This window comes from uncultured Rikenella sp. (assembly GCF_947628055.1).
Taxonomy (GTDB): Bacteria; Bacteroidota; Bacteroidia; order Bacteroidales; family Rikenellaceae; genus Rikenella.
This window is the reverse complement of record NZ_CANQYJ010000052.1, coordinates 1-16911: the sequence shown is the minus strand read 5'-3', so window position 1 is coordinate 16911 and position 16911 is coordinate 1. Positions and strand designations below refer to the sequence as shown.

The window sequence follows — 16911 nt, the reverse complement described above, 5'->3', positions numbered from 1 at the left end:
CGACCACCTCCGGGAAGATGGCACGGGCGGGGGGCTGGTCTTTTACGCGCTGGTGGCACGGGATAAGCAGGGGGATGTGGTGGCGGCCTCTCATGCGATGGATTACTACCAGGAGGGCTTTCCGGAGGCGCTGACCCGCGATATTCCGGCTCTGCATGTCTATGAGCGGGAGATCGCGGAGCGGTACGGGGTGCATTTTGCGGGACAGCCTTGGGACAAGCCGCTGAGGTATCCGTATGACAGGCATCATCGGGACGATTCGATCGATACCTATCCGTTCTACACGATCGACGGCCGGGAGCTGCATGAGGTGCATGTGGGGCCGGTGCATGCGGGAATCATCGAGCCGGGGGCTTTCCGGTTCCTGTGCGACGGAGAGCGGATCGTACATCTGGAGATTGCGCTGGGATACCAGCACCGGGGGGTGGAGGCGCTGATCGCGGGGACTTCCGACCGGTTGAGGCAGATGCTGCTGGGGGAGAGTATCGCGGGGGATACGGTGTTGGGACATGGGATCGCTATGGCGGGTATCCTCGAATCGGGGGTCGGGCATGATGCGTGGGCGGGGCATGAGGTGATCCGCTGCGAGAGGGCGGTGGCGCTCGAGATGGAACGGCTGGCCGTACATATCGGCGATACGGCGGCGCTGTGCATGGATATGGCTTATCAGACGGGGCATGTGGCGTGCGAGGCTCTACGGACGCTGGTTATCAATGCGATGCAGCAGTGGTGCGGCAACCGGTTCGGGAAGGGGCTGGTGAGGCCGTTCGGGGCGCATTACCGTCTGACGCTGGAGCGGGCGAAGTATATCGAATCGACTTTGGCGGAGGTGATCCGGCGCTATCGGACGGTGGGGCGCGATTTGCTTTCGACGCCGTCGGTACTGGCGCGGCTGGAGGGAATGTGCTCGGTGACGCGGGAACAGGCGTTGCGTGTCGGTGCGGTGGGGCCGTCGGCCCGGATGGCGGGGCTTGAACGGGATGCGAGGTGTGCGTTCGGTTTTTATCCGCTGGAGGGTTTCAAACCGGTGGTGATCGATGCGGAGGCGGATGGAACGAACGGGGATCTGCTGGCGCGCTTGAAAATGCGGCTGCGGGAGGCGGAGGTGTCGTATGCGATGATCGGGGCGGGGTGCAAGGAGCTGGCGGGACGCTGGTTCGAGGGGTATCCGGCGCCGGGCTATGGCAGGGCTTTGCCGCGGGAGGCGTTGGTCTTTTCGCTGGTGGAGGGCTGGCGCGGCGAGATTTGCCATGCGGCGTTGACGGATGCAGGGGGGGAGGTGGCGGCGTACAAGGTCTATGATCCGTCGCTGCATAACTGGATGATGCTGGCGCTGTCGGTGAGGGGGGAACAAATATCGGATTTCCCGGTCTCCAACAAGAGCTTCAACCTGTCTTACTGCGGTCATGATTTGTAATTATATCCGTTCGTTTATTCTCTGCCTTAGTTGGAGGCAACCGTACCTTTTAACTTCGCTTCGCTCGTTTTTCTCCTCGCCGCTCGGCAGAGCGTGCAAGCCCGCTTTGCTCTCGCTGGCAGCGTCGATTCTGAAGAAAAGGTACCCAAAAGACTTTTGAGATAGCTACGCTACTCCTTAGGCTCCGCAGTCCTCTTGCATTGTGTTTGCTTTGGGCCGGGGCAATAGACCGCTCTACTGCACCTTAGTTCGACCTCGCGCCCACCCCCCCGAGCGGCTTCGCCGCTGGGCGCGGAGGTCGGCGGTTCTAAAGAACCGCAATATAAAGAGCGGTCTATTGCTCCCGGCCCAAGAGGATCGAAAACAAGGGTACCCGGCAGGCCCAAGAGATGCGTAAGCATCTCAAAAAGTTTTTTTGGTTCTTTTTGTTCACAAAAAGAACAGTACCCTCCCAATCAGGTAAGAATTAAACGAACGGATCGAATAGAAAACGAGATATGTTACTGACGAGTTTGAGAGTGCTGATGCAGCACAGGACGCAATACATCAAGCACATGGACCGCGTCGAGCTGTGCGAGGAATTTCGGGGGCGGCCGATACTGAACGGCTCGGGACTGACCGCAGCCGACAAGGCATCCTTGTGCAGGATGTGCCCGACCCGGGCGATCGCATTCGGACAAAAGCTGACGTTGGATATGGGCAAATGCCTGTTTTGCGGAGAGTGCGCTGTGCGGTTTCCCGAACACGTGCGGTTTACCAACGACTACCGGTTGGCCTCATCTACGCGCGAAGGGCTGGTAGTGAGAGAAAATCAGGCCGATGCGTGGGGATTCGACCAGACAGCGGTGCGGCCGGAAATCCGCAGCCTGTTCGGACGGTCGCTGCACCTGCGCGAAGTGTCCGCAGGCGGGGACAATAGCTGCGAGATGGAATTGGGCGCCGCCGGGAACGTCAATTTCGACATGGGACGCTACGGGATCGAATTCACAGCTTCGCCCAGACATGCGGACGGCGTGGTCGTGACAGGCCCTGTGACGGCGAACATGGCGCGCGAGCTGGAAACCACCTGGCAGGCGGTGCCCGAGCCGAAGATATTGATCGCGGTGGGGGCGGATGCTATTTCGGGCGGCCTGTTCGCCGAGTCGCCCGCGGTGAACCGGAAGTTTTTCGACATCCACAAGCCGGATCTGTATGTGCCGGGGAATCCGGCGCACCCCATGACATTCATCACCGGAGTGCTGGCGCTGATCCGCGGCGGCAGTACGGGTACTGCCGCCGACCCGCAAAACGAACGAGAGGAATAAACCCGTTCGATACATCACCGGATCACGAACACGGCGACCACAGGATTGTGGTCGCTTTTTTTGAATCCTAAATCGACGGTCTCGAAAGCTACCGGTTCGATCCCCGGCCCGCACAAAGCGAAATCAAGCACCGTCGTCGTGGTCGCCGCCGGATCGTAAGGTTCGTAACCGTATCGGGCGGTAGGGGTCGAAGGGTCGTAAACGAAAGTCATCTCCGGCGGGAAATCGTTCCGGTCGATCGGCAGCGGGCTGAAATGTTCGTCCTCGACCGCCGCCCGGCTCGGCACGTACCCCGGCGGGTTGCAGTTCCAGTCGCCCAAAGTTACGGAGTACCGCTTCCCGGCCAGAAAAGCGTTCAGGAAAGCCAGCTCCCCGCTCCGCAGATGCCCCGTGTCGTAAGCCGTGTTGTGGGTGTTGTTCAGGTACAGCGTCCGCACCGGGCCGGTCGTCCCGTCCGCGGCGGTGCGCACGGGTATCTCCATGCTCAGAAGACACCGTTTGAGGTTGAACAGCCGCATCGGGAATGCGAATCCTCCCGGATAGGCATACCGCGTCACCGTCTCCGGCCTCCATCGGGAAAAGATCGCGATGCCGCTCTCCACCCGCCCCATCGGGTCGGTCAAAGGGATCGGCACGAAATCCGTCACGTAGTTCAGGCCCCGCCAGCCGAAATATTCCGGAAGTGCCGCGCGGATCGAGTCGTATTCGTTCATCCGGTAGCTGCGCCGCGAGTCGAAATCCACCTCCTGCAAAAGAATGATGTCCGCTCTTTTTTCATAGGCTTCCCGTTTCAGGAAGTCGATGATGCCGTTCAGATTTTCGACGGTACGCGCCGCGGAAGTCCGCATCCGGGTGCCGCCGTCGTAGAAGAAGTCCATGTCGTCGCCCAACCCCGCGTATCCGATATTCCACGACACGATCCGCAAAGTGTCCCCCGTGGTCAGCGTGTCGCCCGTTTCGCCCCGCGGCAGAGCGTAGACGGTCTCGACCGGAGCCGGACGCCATTCGCGTATCCACATCGCTCCGATAAATCCCGCCGCCCCGATGACCGGGATCCCGGCGAGGAGGATAGCGATTCGGAAAGTGCGTCTCATAAAAAGCAAAGAGGGACTAAAAAACAGATGCCGCAGACGAAACAGCAGGCAACGCAATCACCGGATCACCCGAATGGTGTAGTCCGGTTTGAAGTTCACCACCGGCCATGCCATATTGCGGTATTTCCCGCTCCCGTTCTCCTGCCGGAAGTCGTAGCCTACCTGCAGCAGTTTCGGCTCGTATCCCCGGTTGGAGATGCGTTCCGGCATGTCGGAGCCGAAATGGTTCAGTGCTCCCCCGAAGTACCGGATCACGTCGTAGCCCCGGAAAGCGTAAGGGCTCGGCAGCGAACCGAATGCGTCCATGTACTCCCTGTAGAATTCCGCCACGCTCGGATCGCTCCGGTCGGCATGGTAAGAGGCCGGATAATGGACGTTGAGTTTGTAAAACAGATCGAGGTCGAAGTTCTGGAGCCATGCCCAGCGCGGCGTGCCGATCACCGTAATGCGGTACTGCCCTTTCATGTTGATCGAGCTGAGGTGCGACAGCACCCCTTCCAAGGCATCTGCCCGGTTGACCGGGACAAAGATGATGTTGTGGAGGTTTCGGTCGAGCATGGCGTTCAGCCGTATGTCCATCGCCTGGCTCTGTGTCCTTTCGCCGGTAAAGAGCAGGGTCGAAACCCGGTCGCCTAACTGCGCTTCGATCAAGGCGAGCGCTGCCGTGTCCGGGTGTTCGACGTGGTCGATCAGGATCAGATTGGTCTCTGCATTCCCAATCCCCCCCTGCCGTCCGCCGAACAGGTCGAAGATGGGCCGGTAGGCATATTCCTCCACCGGAGGAGCCTCATAGACGTAAGGGTTTCCTTCCGCCCCCACCGTCCCTAACGGGCTGACGATCGGGATGCCGTGTTCCGCCGCATATTCGGCCGCCGGGTCGAACGCTTCGGCATAGACCGGCCCTATGATCAAGTCCGCCCGCTCCAATGCTCCCGAACGGATATGTCCGCGCACGGTCTCTTCCGAAGCCCCCGTGTTCAGGAACCGGACTTCCGCCGAAACTCCTTCCGTTTTCAAAGCGTTCAGTCCCAGCAATATGCCTTTATAGTATTCCGAAAACCGGTCGTTGGTCTTCAAGCCCGGCTGCATGGGCAGCAGTACGGCCACATGCAATATCCCCCCCCGGTCGATTTCCTTCAGCCGTCCGTCCCCGAAAAAAGGCGATCCTTCCCCTCCCCCAAAACCAGCCAGCGTATCCGTATGGGTCGAGACGATTTGCTGCTGCTCTCGGGTCTGCTGGGAAAGGCGCGCATGCCGGCTGTATGTCGAGTAATCCTGTGCCGGGCGCGGCGGAACGGACGGCGTTATCGGTTCGAGCTGCGGTTCCGGCCTATCCTCCCGTCCGGCCGCATGTCCTCCGCTTGCCGTCGTGCCGGCCGCGGCCGGACGTCTCCGTACATCCTGCGGGATCAGCAAGGTCTGCTTGTTCCGCAGCACATCTCTGGTCAAGCTGTTCGCCCGCATAATGTCTTCCTGACTGACCGCATAAGCCTTGGCAATGGCGTATAAGGTCTCTCCTTTCCTGACCTTGTGGATCAGGTATCGTTCCCCCCGGATCGTGATGCTGCGGTCGGATAGACGCACGACGGGCTGCGCCGCCGCATTCTCCGGCATCAGCACCGCACCGCCGGGCAGCAGGAATGCGAGGCAAAAGATGAGCCTGAAAAGGAGTTGTCTGGTCATACAACGTTATTTTTTCGCCCGGTTCGCCGCAGCTGTCTGGCTTTCTATCCGCAGCCGGGTGAGCACTTGCTTGGTATTGAGCGGAAAATCGCCGTTCAGCATCCAGCTGTAGTAGCTCGGTTCGGCGGCGAGCACCTCCGCCACCGGCCGCCCTTTGTGTTTGCCGAAGTTGAACACCGGTATGTCTTTGTCGTTCAGCACGATCCGTCCTGCGAAGTCCACGTTCCGGTTCATCCGCGAAAAATCGGCCAGAAAGTCCACATCGTTTTCCAGCTCGTTCGGATACCGGTCGAGCTGCGCCTTAAGCACCTCGTAGGTCGCCCGGATATCCGCTTCCGCCGAATGTGCGTTTTCGATTTCGCTGCCGCAGTAGAATTTATATGCCGCCGCCAGTGTCCGCTGTTCCATCTTGTGGAAGATGTTCTGCACGTCGACGAATTTCTTGCCGTTCAAGTCGATCTCGACTCCTGCCCGCATAAACTCTTCCACCAAGATCGGAATGTCGAATTTGTTGGAGTTGTATCCCGCCAGGTCTGAGCCTTTGATGAAAGCGGCCAGTGATTTGGCGATCTGCGGAAAGGTCGGGCATTCCCTGACATCTTCGTCCGTAATTCCGTGGATGGCGGTCGAGGCTTCCGGAATATGCACGCCCGGATTGATCCGCCTGGTCTTGACCTCTTCCCTGCCGTCCGGGTGCACTTTGATGAGCGAGAGTTCCACGATATGATCCTTGGCCGGATCCACTCCCGTGGATTCGATGTCGAAGAAAATGAGCGGCCGCTTGAGTTTCAGTTCCATAATTACGCGTTGATCATCATCGGCATGAGCAGCATCAGCTGCGATTCGCCTTCAACGTCGTTTTCCGACGGGAAGAACAGCCCCGGCCGTGTCGAATCCGCCAGTTCGATCGACACTTCCGCCGAGTGGATGTTCCCCAGCAAGTCCAGCAGGAACGACGACCGGAATCCGATTTCGATCGGTGTCCCTTCGTAGTTGCAGCTGATGTTGTCTTCTGCCGACGCGGCGTAGTCGATGTCCTGCGCCGACAGGTTGATGTTCCCCGCGGTCAGGTCGAGTTTGATCAACTGGTTGGCCTGGTTCGAGCAGACCGACACCCGCTTGATGGAGTTCACTAATTCTGCCCTGTCTACCAAGACTTTGTTCGGATTGCCTGTCGGTATCACGGCGTTGTAGTTCGGGTAGTTTCCTTCGATCAGCCGGCAGACGATTTTGTGTTTCGGCAGCGTAAATATCGCGTTCTTCGTGTCAAATGTCACGGTCACCATATCTTCCGCATCCCGTGTGAGGAGGTTTTTGAGCAAATTGGCCGGTTTTTTCGGCAGGATGAACGAGGTCGCTTTGTCCGAGGTCACGTTGGCGTTCTTGAACAGTGCCAGCCGGTGTGCATCGGTGGCCACGAAGGTAATGTCTTCCGGCGACAGAACGATGTCGATCCCGTTCATCACCGGCCGCAGTTCGTCGTCCGCCGTGGCGAACAAGGTCTGCGTAATCCCGTCCCCCAGCGCCGGCGCGGGAATATAGAATATGGTCGCCGTGGTTTCGTCCACCGCCGGCAGCTCCGGATATCCCAGCCCGGTGATCCCCGGAATGCTGAGTTTGCCGGTCTTCCAGCTGATGGTCACTTCCCAGCTTTCCTTGTCGACGGAGAGGGTCAGCGGCTGTTCGGAAAATTCCTTGATCGAGTCGGTAATCCGCCGTGCGGGTATGGCTACCACGCCGTCGCCTCCCTGGTTGTCGATCTCGAGCGTCGAGATCAAGGTGGTTTCCAGGTCCGATGCGGTAATTTTCAATTGGTTGCCTGCGATGTCGAACAGAAAGTAATCCAGGATCGGCAAGGTGTTCTTGTTGCTGATGACTTTTCCGATCGACTGGAGGTGGTTCGACAGCAGGCTGCTGGATATAATGAATTTCATGGGTGGAGTATGTTTTTTCGGTTTACGATACCGAACAAAGATAGCGATTTTTGCAGTTCTGCCAATGTGTTTTTTCGGGTTCGTGTCTTTGCCGTTTCAGCTGCGAAGGCTTTTGGGCACTTTCTTTCCGGCTGGGCTTTTGGTCGTTCTCTTTCCTGCAGGGCTTTTTGTCGCAAGGCGGAATGACGTGCTTCCTGCGGGCCGGTTCTTTTTGTGCATTTCCGGTTGGTGGGTTTCCACTTTTTTCTGCGTCTGCGGCTTGCGCGATCTTACGGTTGCATATATACTCAAACAGTTAACCGTACAATAAAAGTTTTGTGTGTTCGGCCTCGCGCCCACCCCCCGAGCGGCTTCGCCGCTGGGCGCAGAGGCCGGCGATCCAAAGGATCGCAACAACAAATAACCGTACAATAAAATAGCCGGCATTTCTTCGGCCCGTCGCCAGCCTCCAGATACGGAACGGCAACACCCAGAACCAACAAAGCCAATGTCCCCGCCGATCAGGTGAACTACCGCCGGCTCGAGGCAGGCAAAATCATAAAAAACATAACAAGAGAAAAAGGAACGGTGCGTCGAAAACGCAACCGTTCCCCCTTCCCCAATCAAACGGCGGTCGGGGATCAGACACGCCGGGTCAGCTTCATCAGTGCAGTTTCGATCATCCGCCGCACGAACGCCGCATAGTCCGGCCGACTGTCCCCCGCCACACGCTGGGCGATAATCGTGCACACGGTCAACGCGCGGTGTCCCATCAAAGCCGCGAGACCTGCAATGGCCGAACTCTCCATTTCGAGATTGGTTACCCGCCGGCCGTCATGCTCGAACCGCTCGATCCGCTCCAGATAATCGGCTCGGGCCAGCGGCAGGCGCACGACACGCCCTTGCGGGGCGTAAAATCCCGGCGCCGACAGGGTCAGCCCGTTCACCGCCGCGTCGCTGAACAGCTCGATCAGCCCCGCATCGTTGTGAACGAAATAAGGCCGCGCCAACCTTTCGTTCCAGCCGGTCTGGCGCACGAAGGCTTCTTCCATAGGCCGATCACAGACCGCTTCGCTGCCAGCGTAGAAGTTCAGCAGGCCGTCGATCCCGCCCGATACGGCAGACATGACCAGCTCGCCGAGCGGAATGTCGGGCTGCACGGCCCCGCTGGTGCCGAGCCGCACGATGCGCAGGCTGCGCTGTGCGGCCCGGGGTTTGACCGTGCGTGTGGCGAAGTCGACGTTGGCCAGCGCGTCCAACTCGTTCATTACGATGTCGATGTTGTCGCATCCGATACCGGTGGAGACGACGGTAAGTCGCACGTGGTTCAGCGTTCCGGTATGGCAGCGGAATTCGCGGTTGGAGGAGCTGTTTTCGATCCGGTCGAAATAGCTGGCTATCAGGTTGCTGCGGTCTGGATCGCCGACTAAGATCACGGTGTCGGCCAGCTCTTCGGGCCGGAGGTGAAGGTGGAATACGGAACCGTCGTCGTGGAGGATCAGTTCCGAGGGTGGCAGGATAGGCATAATTTGTATTTTACATTGTATTTATTCAGTATTACATTGCATTTATGCAATATAATATACGATTCGACTATTTTTCATCGGGCCGCAGGAGCCGCTGGCACGCGAGCCGGCTTTTCTTCATTGCCCTTATGCCGGGCAGGCTTTTTGTTCTCGTTTCACCGCTCATGCCGCGGGGGCACTTTCTTTCTTGTGCGACCAAGAACCGAGCACCGAGAGCAGAGACCGCTTGCGGGCTATGCCAAGGCAGCGCGAGGAAGACCACAGGTCAAAGTAAGCAAAGAAGTCACCGGGAATCGGTTTCGCCTTGTCGAAAGCCAGTCGTTCAGCCCGGCTTTCTCAAGGCAAAACACGACATTCCCGGGTCTGCTGTGTCTACCTGTTCTCGGAAGTGCTTTTGTGTGCGGAGACAGACGGTTCTGCTGTGATCTCTCTATGTCGGGCCGCAGCCCCCCGGGCGGAGGCCCGGTGCCGCTGGGCACCCGAGCCGGCGTTTTTTCATTGCCCTCATGCCGGGCGAGCACTTACTTTTTATAATGCGATAAAAAGTAAGCAAAAAGCGCATCAAAGGGGGCTTGCCCCCTTTGCCATCCCCCCGCGGTGGTGTTCGAAAATCCCGCGTCAGTGGGCGGGCCGGAGCCACCCCGAGCAGCACCACGTCTTCGCCGGAAATGGCCTGATACAGGAAGATTTCCGAAGTAATCATTAAAGCCTTATCGGACAGAGACTTCAGGGGCACCGTTATTCGATTTTCGCGACATAGCTCATGCCCGATGTACTGAAGTTCGTGCGGAGTACTCCGCCGGAGCGGTAACGGACAGAACTGCCGCCGGAGGACGAAACATCGAGGCTCGAGGTCGAATAGCAGGTGATGCTGCTCATGCCGGAAGTTTCGCAGGAAACTTTTTCGGCTTTCAGCTTTTCGAGATTGAGGTGCGAGCCGCCGCTGGCTTTGGATGTTACGGTCTCGGCACTCCCTGCTACCGTCGCAGAAGACATGCCGGAGGCGACGATGCGCAGGCTGCGAATCGCATCGCAATCCAGTTTCAGATTGGAAGAGCCGCTGGCCGAGGCTTCCACCGCCCGGGCGTTTTTCAGTGTCAGATTTTCGATCCGGCTCATGCCGGAGACCGTCGCTTCGGTAGCATCGGTACCGGTGACTTGGATAGTGATGGGGCCGATTTTACTGGCATCGGACGTTTTTATGGCGGTAGCGGCACCGGAGAAAGTCCCGACGGGTGTAATGGAGGCGAGGCCGGAAGCGGTGAGCCGGTCGATGCAGCTGAGGGTCACTTCCGCGATGGCGGGACGACACCATTTGTCAGCGTTTTGCAACTCGTGCGGCAGGTCGTCGAACCCGAGGTACAGAATACCTTTTTGGAGGGTCACTTTGAGATAGGGTTTGAGCCGTTCGTCGATGGTGACTTCGACGCCGTTTTCGGCAGTATTGGCGCTCTGGCGCAGGGTGACGGCGAAAGTGTGGCCGGCATGCAGCCCCCGGATGGCGAGCCCCTGAGCCGAAGTGAGGGTGGTTTCACCGGCGAATGCGACGGGGATGGACAGGGCCAGTGCACCGCAGAGGGACAGAAGTTGTTTTTTCATGGGTTCCGGAATGAGTATGCACCCCAAATGTAACCATTCGGGGAATGATTTGAAAATGATTTCTTATAGGACGTTGAAAGAGCTGGTTTCGGATGTTTTTCTTTTCAAAAGTCTTGGCAGGTGATATAGCCGACACCGCTGTCCGAGGCGCACGATTCTTTCGTTGCGCAGCAGTCGATGCGGGATGTTCCGGATATGGATTGACCGGCGGTTCGGATTTTCAGCTGCCGAGCTGGCATTGCACGGTTCCCGACAGAGTGGCGAGCATTTTGTTTCTTAGTTTTTTCGGCTATTCGGTTTTTGTCAATTATTCGGATTTTTACCGGTTATCCGTTTTTTTGTCGATTATTCGGTTTTTTGTCGGCTATTCGGGGCGAGGAGACACGTGAGCTTATGGAGCAGAACGTTTCCGGTCTTTTCTTATGCCAGCGTTGTGCCAAAAGCAGAATATAGCTGATAATCACCTATTTATATCTTTTCAGGAGCATGCGAAGTGTCTAATTCTTTGACAGCATCTGTCTAATTTTTTGACAAAAGGGGCTTTCCGGAAAATTTCATTATTTTTGTGTGTGATTTTGCTGAATTGTTCTCCGAACGGTCTGTTTTTGAGAGGGTAAGCTGAACGAAGGAAACGAAATTCTGGCTGTAAGGCTAAATGTCCGGCGATACGCAATACGCTGGCTTTGCGCGGGGTCCTTTCGGGGCTTTTGTTGGAGTTTGCACTGCTTTTTTCTGGTGCGGGGATGGAGTTCAATGCTTGACGGGTCGGATGCCTGGGAAACTTAGGGTAGTACAGCCCGGCTCGAGTGCCGAGCGGCACCCTCCGCCTGGGGGTGGCTCCGGGACGTCATCGGGAGATCACGGTCGAACCGGATTCCGCCACCGCACAAGGCTGCCCGCTTCGCGGAATGACATTTTTCTCATCCGCCTCAAGCCGGCGGGGCTTCTACTTTCTTTGCCACCAAAGAAAGTAGACAAAGAAAGTGCCTTCAGCCGGTTTCGCCTTGTCGGGCGTCCGCGCGTCCTGCGCGGCCCCCTCAAGGCAAAACACGACGCTTCCGGAAGGGCTTTTGTGCTTTCACCGAAATACCTGTTGTCGGGCCGGAGCCAGCGGAGGCGCAAACGAGCAAGGCGAGTTGCGCCCCTCCGCCGGGGGTGGCTCCGGGCGTCATCGGGAGATCACGGTCGAACCGGATTCCGCCACCGCACAAGGCTGCCCGCTGACGCGGGAAACGGCATTCTCCGCACGCGAAAGCATCCCCGCGTTGCTCTTGGAATCAGTGTCTTCCTTACTTGCGGGTAGACACGGCAGACCCGGGAATGTCGTGTTTTGACTTAAGAAAGCCGGGCTGAATGACCGGCTTTCGACAAGGCGAAACCGATTCCCGGTGACTTCTTTGCTTCCTTTCTTGGTCACCCAAGAAAGAAAGTGCCCCCGCGGCATGAGCGGTGAAGCGAAAAATGTTATTCCGTGAAGCGGATGGCCCGGAGCCAGCGGAACGAACCGTTTAGGGTAGTTACAGCCCGGATCGGGTGCCCAGTGGCACCGCCTGCCCGGGGAGACCCGCAATAAGACCACAAACGCCATTGATTGCGGCACCGCCGGCGTCCGACCCCAAAAATAAACAATACAATTCAACCATTGTAATGAAAAAAGAATACGAACCCTTTACAGATAAACTGATCGAACTGGCGATCGCCGAAGACATAGGCGACGGCGACCACACCTCCCTGAGCTCCATTCCAGCCCGCGAACGCGGGCGCATGAAACTGCTCATCAAACAGGCAGGAGTGCTGGCCGGAGTGGAGATAGCCGAGCGCGTGTTCCGGCGGTTGGACCCGACAGTCACCTTGGAACACATTCTCCGGGACGGCGACCGGGTGCAGCCGGGAGATATTGCCTTTTATGTGGAAGGCAACCTCATCACTCTGCTTCAAGCCGAGCGAGTGATCCTCAACATCATGCAGCGGATGAGCGGCGTAGCGACCCAGACCGCAGTCTATGCCGCCGAGCTGAAAGGGCTGAAAACCAAAGTGCTCGACACACGCAAGACCACCCCCGGGATGCGCGTGCTCGACAAGATGGCCGTTAAGATCGGCGGCGGGGAAAACCACCGGATCGGACTGTTCGACATGATCCTGCTCAAAGACAACCACATTGATTTTGCCGGAGGGATTACCCAAGCGCTCAACAGGGCGCGCACCTACCTTCGGGAGAAACACAAGAATCTGAAAATCGAGATCGAAGTGCGGTCGATAGAAGACATCGACGAAGTATTCGCAGCGGGAGGCGCCGACCGGATCATGTTCGACAACTTCACGGTCGAGCAGACCCGGGAAGCGGTTGCACGGGTCGCGGGGCGAGCCGAAACGGAAAGCTCGGGAGGGATTACGCTCGAGAACCTGCGCGCCTATGCGGAATGCGGCGTGGACTATGTGTCGGTCGGAGCGCTGACACACCAGATCAAGAGCCTGGATATGAGCCTTAAAGCAGTCGATCATGAATAAAACCGGATATTCAGTCGCAGCCATACTGTTGGCCATCGGCACGGTGTCGGCTCAACCCCGCCAGATCGAGTACGACGACATCGCCGAAAACAGACTGGCGGCCAAAAGTGTCGCAGGGCTCCGGGCGATGCGGGACGGGGAACACTACACCACCCTTTCGCAGGAGAAGGCTGTGCTGCGGTGGCGGTATGCGGACGGGACGTTGGTCGATACGCTGTTCTGCGCACCGGAGGGATTTCCGAAAGTGAACGGCTACGCCGTCAGCGACGACGGAAGCAAAATATTGCTGACCACAGAGCGGGAGCCGATCTACCGGCACTCTTCCAAAGCGAACTACTACCTATACGACCGAACGGCGGACGATTTGACGCCACTGTCGACCGGCGGGAAACAACAGGAGGCGACCCTCTCGCCGGATGGCCGGCGGGCGGCATTCGTGCGGGACAATAACTTGTTCGTGGTCGATCTTTCGGCTTCGGCCGGCGGGGCTTTCGAGGAGCGGCAGATTACGCGGGACGGGAAACGGGGGGCGATTATCAACGGGATTCCGGACTGGGTGTACGAAGAGGAGTACAGCTTTTCGCGAGCCTACGAATGGGCGCCGGGGTCGGATGCGATCGCATTCTACCGGTTCGACGAGAGCGGGGTCAACGAATACCCGATGAATGTGTTCAACGGGAAGCTGTATCCGGAAAACCGCAGTTTCAAATATCCGAAAGCGGGCGAGGCCAATTCGGCGGTGGAGATCAAGGTCTACCGTTTCGACACCGACTCGATTGTAGACGTGGACTTGGACAGTGACACGACGGACATCTATGTGCCGCGGATCGAGTGGACGCCGGCGGCGGACGGGGCGGGGCAACGGTTGGCGGTGCACTGGCTCAACCGGTTGCAGAACCATTATCGGATTCTACTGGCTTCGCCGACCACGGGGGCGTCGACTGTGCTATACGAGGAGCGGAATCCGAGGTATATCGAGCGGATTAATAACGAGACGGCGACTTTCCTGCCGGACGGCCGGGGATTCGTGGTGAAAAGCGAGCGGGACGGCTGGATGCACCTCTATCGCTACGACATGCAGGGGCGGCTGATGAACCGGATTACAGAGGGGGATTGGGAGGTGACGGCCCTGTACGGCATTGACGGCCAATCGGGGAAAGTCTATTATCAATCGACCGAAGGGTCGCCTCTGCGGCGGGAGGTCTATAGCATCGGTCTGAACGGGCGGGGGAAACGGCGGCTCTCGGCACAGGACGAGGCGGGAACGCACAGCGGGGTGTTCGGGGCAGGCTATCGGTATTGGATCGACTACTTCTCAAACAGTACGACGCCGACGGTGGTGACGCTGCGGCGGGTCTCCGACGGGCGCGCTGTGCGGGTGCTGGAGGACAACGCGGCGCTCAGGGCCAGGATAAAAGAGGAGTATATATTGCCGCGGCGGGAGTTTTTCACGTTCACGACGCCGGAGGGGATCGTTCTGAACGGGTATATGCTCAAACCGGCGGATTTCGACTCCACGCGGCGCTATCCGGTGCTGATGACGCAGTACAGCGGGCCGGGGTCGCAGCAGGTGGCGGATCGGTGGGGATGGTCATGGGAGGCGGCTTTGCTCCGGGAGGGGATTCTGGTGGCGTGTGTGGACGGCCGCGGGACGGGGTTCCGGGGCGAGGAGTTCCGCAAGTGTACGTATGGCAGGCTGGGGGCTTTGGAGGTGCAGGATCAGATCGCGGCGGCAAGATATTTGGGGGGGCTGGCCTATATAGACCCGGCACGTATCGGGATTTATGGATGGAGCTACGGGGGATTCATGGCGCTGAACTGCATTCTCAAGGGGAATGACGTGTTCGCTTTGGCGGTGGCGGTGGCGCCGGTGACGTCGTGGCGGTATTACGACACGATCTATACGGAGCTTTACAACGGCTTGCCGCAGGAGAATGCGGCGGGCTACGACGACAACAGTCCGATCAACTATGCGGAGCGGCTGAAAGGCAAACTGTTGCTGGCGCACGGGACGGGGGACGACAATGTGCATATCCAGAACAGTTACGAGATGATCGAACGGTTGGTGCGGGCGGGGAAGCCGTTCGAGATGCTGATTTACCCGGACAAGAATCATGGGATGGGTTCTTCGCGGGATCATCTGCTGCGGCGGGCGATCGAGTTCGTGAAAGCGGAATTGTAGATTCCGCACAGCGGCACCTTTCGTCTGCGGAATAGCCTTTTGTCACGTGTAAAGCGCATTTGGAGATCGAGACCGGTTGTTTCCGTTCCGAGGGATACCGTTATCCTCCCGAATCTGTTTTCACTCCTCACGCCGCACCGAGTGTCCAAAATTTGGACACCCGGTGTCAAGAAATTAGACAATACGCCCATCGGGCTTGTTGTCTATGTCTATTATAATCAACTGATTAAGTGGTTTTGCACGTTTTTGGCACGGAAAGTACAGTCGAACCATTTAATACTGATGTCATGAGGCACTTATTCGGGTTGAAATCGTTCTGGAACTTTCTCCGGCGGAACAAGCTGTTCACGGCGATCAACATTTTCGGTTTCGCCGTCTCGTTGATGTTCGTGGTGCTGATCGGGCTTTATGTGCAGGATGAGCTGGCGGTAGACGATTCCCAAATCAATAAAGATCGTATTTTTCGGCTGGAATATGAAGGCTCCGCGATGCTTCCTCCTGCTATGGCGTCCGCCATGCAAACTCGTTATCCGGAGATCGAAGCCACGACCCGGGTCTACGGCCCGTGGGATCTGAAGTTGGAAGCAATTCCCGGATTTACGGCAGAGAAGACGACGGGTAATGCGATGTTCGTCGATTCCGCTTTCTTTACGATTTTTTCCTTTCCTTTTGTCGAAGGCACACCGGAGCGAGCCATGCCTACCATCAACGATGTGGTGTTGACCCGCCGGTTTGCCCGTCGTTTGTTCGGAAACAAAGCCGCAATAGGGCAGCCGTTGCACATCGCCGGGCGCGATTTCATAGTCAGCGGCGTAGTGGCCGATTTCGAACATACGCACTTCATCAATCCCGATGTCATTATGGCGGTCGATTTGGCTCTACCGGTTTGCTTCGGAGTCGACTATCCGGGATTCATGAGTACAATGAATGGGAGTTATGATTTCACCACCTATTTGTTGGCGAAAGAACGTACGGACTTGGCGAACCGGCTGGATACGGCGGAATTGGCCCATACATTTTTGAACGTTTTCGGTCTGGATTTGTTCAAAAGAGGATATTTACGGAATCCGCGTTTGTGTCCGTTGAAAGAGGTTTATTTGAATCCGATATACGGAAGGGCCTCCCGGTCGAATTCTCGACATTATCTGTTGGCTTTACAGGTCACGGCTTGGGTGATTCTGCTTTTTGCGGTGATCAACTACATCAACCTGTCGGTGGCACAGAGCGGGTTCCGGGCGAAAGAGGCCGCTACGCGACGGTTGTTGGGCGGCTCGCGCGGCAGTCTGTTCGGCGGATTTATCCTCGAATCGTTGATTATCTGTTTTGTGTCGTTCGTACTGGGGCTGTTGATGGCGTCCAGTGTCGAGCCGTGGTTCCGGGAGGTGATGCAGACCGACATCTCTCTCAAAGAGAGTTTCACGACGGAGAATGTGCTGTTGGCTTTGGCGGGGGTGCTGGTGATCGGGACGGTTTCGGGGTTGGTGCCGGCTTTCGTGCTGACGCGATTCCAACCGATTGATGTGGTACGGGGAACATTCCGCCGTCAGACCAAAATGGTCTACAGCAAGGTTTTGATCGTTTTTCAGTACTGCATTACCATTGCCCTGCTCGGCTGCACGATCACGGTGATCCGGCAGACGAACTTCATGATGAAGACCGACTTAGGCTACCGGCACGACTACCTC

The 16911-nt window shown here is 57.7% G+C and carries 11 protein-coding genes; 5 read left to right on the top strand and 6 right to left on the bottom strand.

The window, feature by feature from the left end; translation table 11 throughout:
- Together Q0Z93_RS06215 and Q0Z93_RS06210 are read left to right on the top strand one after the other, a co-directional pair.
- Positions 1-1417 (top strand): NADH dehydrogenase subunit (locus Q0Z93_RS06215; RefSeq protein WP_298063830.1); only part of this gene is annotated, 1417 nt, incomplete at its 5' end.
- A gap of 497 nt (positions 1418-1914) precedes the next feature.
- On the top strand, positions 1915-2721 hold the full coding sequence (locus Q0Z93_RS06210) for an NADH:ubiquinone oxidoreductase (protein WP_298063827.1): 807 nt from the start codon (positions 1915-1917) through the stop codon (positions 2719-2721).
- A gap of 14 nt (positions 2722-2735) precedes the next feature.
- On the opposite strand, the gene Q0Z93_RS06205 is transcribed toward Q0Z93_RS06210, so the two are convergent.
- From Q0Z93_RS06205 to Q0Z93_RS06180, 6 genes are all read right to left on the bottom strand, one after another.
- Complete coding sequence (locus Q0Z93_RS06205) at positions 2736-3815, bottom strand: endonuclease/exonuclease/phosphatase family protein (RefSeq protein WP_298063824.1); 1080 nt, start codon at positions 3813-3815, stop codon at positions 2736-2738.
- A gap of 57 nt (positions 3816-3872) precedes the next feature.
- A complete protein-coding gene (locus tag Q0Z93_RS06200; RefSeq protein WP_298063821.1) occupies positions 3873-5498 on the bottom strand; it encodes a LysM peptidoglycan-binding domain-containing protein in 1626 nt (541 codons plus the stop codon).
- A gap of 6 nt (positions 5499-5504) precedes the next feature.
- A complete protein-coding gene (locus tag Q0Z93_RS06195; protein WP_298063819.1) occupies positions 5505-6296 on the bottom strand; it encodes a 3'-5' exonuclease in 792 nt (263 codons plus the stop codon).
- A gap of 2 nt (positions 6297-6298) precedes the next feature.
- Positions 6299-7432, bottom strand: a complete 1134-nt coding sequence (gene dnaN, locus Q0Z93_RS06190) for a DNA polymerase III subunit beta (RefSeq protein WP_298063817.1) — start codon at positions 7430-7432, stop codon at positions 6299-6301.
- A gap of 620 nt (positions 7433-8052) precedes the next feature.
- A complete protein-coding gene (locus tag Q0Z93_RS06185; RefSeq protein ID WP_298063815.1) occupies positions 8053-8937 on the bottom strand; it encodes a nucleoside phosphorylase in 885 nt (294 codons plus the stop codon).
- Positions 8938-9675: 738 nt separating this feature from the next.
- Positions 9676-10536 (bottom strand): DUF2807 domain-containing protein, encoded by an 861-nt coding sequence (locus Q0Z93_RS06180; RefSeq protein WP_298063813.1) that lies wholly within the window; start codon positions 10534-10536, stop codon positions 9676-9678.
- A 1647-nt stretch (positions 10537-12183) separates the two neighbouring features.
- Here Q0Z93_RS06180 and nadC point away from each other — a divergent pair.
- The 3 genes from nadC to Q0Z93_RS06165 form a co-directional block, all read left to right on the top strand.
- Positions 12184-13044 carry a carboxylating nicotinate-nucleotide diphosphorylase gene (nadC, locus tag Q0Z93_RS06175; protein WP_298063811.1) on the top strand — a complete coding sequence of 287 codons (861 nt, stop codon included), beginning with the start codon at positions 12184-12186 and terminating at the stop codon, positions 13042-13044.
- Positions 13037-15226 carry a S9 family peptidase gene (locus tag Q0Z93_RS06170; protein ID WP_298063808.1) on the top strand — a complete coding sequence of 730 codons (2190 nt, stop codon included), beginning with the start codon at positions 13037-13039 and terminating at the stop codon, positions 15224-15226. Before nadC ends, Q0Z93_RS06170 begins: the two co-directional genes overlap by 8 nt.
- Before the next feature lie 287 nt (positions 15227-15513).
- Positions 15514-16911: ABC transporter permease (locus Q0Z93_RS06165; RefSeq protein ID WP_298063805.1), on the top strand; the 1398-nt coding region annotated here is incomplete at its 3' end.